Source organism: Streptococcus oralis subsp. dentisani, assembly GCF_002096335.1.
Taxonomy (GTDB): Bacteria; Bacillota; Bacilli; order Lactobacillales; family Streptococcaceae; genus Streptococcus; species Streptococcus oralis_Z.
The window spans coordinates 1-1,175 of the sequence record NZ_NCUW01000007.1 but is presented as its reverse complement, the minus strand read 5'-3'; the positions used below and the strand labels follow the sequence as shown (position 1 = coordinate 1,175).

The window sequence follows — 1,175 nt, the reverse complement described above, 5'->3', positions numbered from 1 at the left end:
CTTGCTGATACTGAGGCACTGGTTGAGGCGGACACGCTCGCTGACGTACTTGCGCTTACTGAAGCACTCGTTGAAGCAGATACGCTCGCTGACGTACTTGCGCTTGCTGAAGCACTTGTTGAAGCTGAAGCACTTGCCGATGTACTTGCAGAAACTGAAGCGCTTGTTGAAGCAGACGCACTTGCAGATGTGCTTGCACTTACTGAAGCACTCGTTGAAGCAGAGACGCTCGCTGACGTGCTAGCTGAAACTGAAGCACTCGTTGAGGCTGATACGCTCGCTGACGTGCTAGCTGAAACTGAAGCACTCGTTGAAGCAGACGCACTTGCAGATGTGCTTGCACTTACTGAAGCACTCGTTGAAGCTGAAGCACTTGCCGATGTACTTGCAGAAACTGAAGCGCTTGTTGAAGCAGATACGCTCGCTGACGTACTTGCAGAAACTGAAGCACTCGTTGAAGCAGACGCACTTGCAGATGTGCTTGCACTTACTGAAGCACTCGTTGAAGCTGAAGCACTTGCAGATGTGCTTGCACTTACTGAAGCACTCGTTGAAGCAGACGCACTTGCAGATGTACTTGCACTTACTGAGGCACTTGTTGAAGCTGAAGCACTTGCCGATGTACTTGCAGAAACTGAAGCGCTTGTTGAAGCGGACGCACTTGCTGAAGTACTTGCGGAAACTGAAGCGCTTGTTGAAGCAGATACGCTCGCTGATGTACTTGCTGATGCTGACGCGCTCGTTGAAGCCGATGCGCTCGCCGATGTACTTGCAGAAACTGAAGCACTCGTTGAAGCGGATACGCTCGCTGATGTGCTTGCAGAAACTGAGGCACTCGTTGAAGCAGATGCACTCGCTGACGTGCTAGCTGAAACTGAAGCACTCGTTGAGGCTGATACGCTCGCTGACGTGCTTGCTGAAACTGAAGCACTCGTTGAAGCAGACGCACTTGCAGATGTACTTGCACTTACTGAGGCACTTGTTGAGGCAGATACGCTCGCTGATGTGCTTGCTGAAACTGAAGCGCTTGTTGAAGCGGACGCACTTGCTGAAGTACTTGCGGAAACTGAAGCGCTTGTTGAAGCAGACGCACTTGCAGATGTGCTTGCACTTACTGAAGCACTCGTTGAAGCAGATACGCTCGCTGACGTGCTAGCACTTACTGAGGCACTGGT

The 1,175-nt window shown here is 51.5% G+C and carries 1 pseudogene; it reads left to right on the top strand.

The window, feature by feature from the left end:
• Nucleotides 1-1,175, top strand: a pseudogene (locus tag B7709_RS10155) (hypothetical protein); the annotation flags it as partial.